At 48.8% G+C, this 527-nt stretch carries 2 protein-coding genes; both read left to right on the plus strand.

Going from position 1 to position 527, the window contains the following annotated elements; translation table 11 throughout:
• Nucleotides 1–100 precede the first annotated feature (100 nt).
• Nucleotides 101–331: a DUF4258 domain-containing protein gene (locus NW838_RS11710; RefSeq protein ID WP_414407742.1), complete on the plus strand. Its 231-nt coding sequence runs from the start codon at nucleotides 101–103 to the stop codon at nucleotides 329–331.
• The coding region (locus NW838_RS11715) for a DUF2283 domain-containing protein (protein ID WP_414428083.1) at nucleotides 328–527 on the plus strand (200 nt) is incomplete at its 3' end. The genes NW838_RS11710 and NW838_RS11715, both read left to right, overlap by 4 nt.

A 527-nucleotide genomic window follows, 5' to 3' on the forward strand; every position in this document is an offset into this window, starting at 1 on the left:
GGGTCGGAGATGTGTATATCACACAGAACTTCGGCATTCCTCCCGACACTGACCCTACGGTTACAGTGCGGGGCTCCTGCGATTTCTAGCTGAGCATGCGTTGAGACGGCTGCAGCAGCGACAAGAGATCGCAAGCCAGTGGATCGAGAGAGTTCTGAGCTGCCCTGACTACGTACAAGTGGATCCCAAAGATCCTCAGCTCAAGCAAGCCTATGGTCGAATTCCGGAGTACGGCAATCGCCTCCTGAAGATTGTTTACGATGAATCAACGGATCCTTGGACAGTGGTGACTATCTTTTTTGATCGAACAATGGGGAAAAAGCTGCCATGAGACCTTTCATCGAGTTTGATCCTGATGTGGATGCTGGATATATTCGTTTGACAACAGCTCAAGTCCAAAGCTCAGAGGAGATTGCCCCTGGGGTTGTTTTGGATTTCGACAAGGAAAATCAACTGGTTGGAGTTGAGGTTCTCTCTGTTCATCGACAAATGGATAGCGACATTAAAATGCTTCCGCAAGAGATTCA

Origin of the sequence: Synechococcus sp. R55.2 (genome assembly GCF_047462075.1) — a bacterium.
Classification (GTDB): Bacteria; Cyanobacteriota; Cyanobacteriia; order Thermostichales; family Thermostichaceae; genus Thermostichus.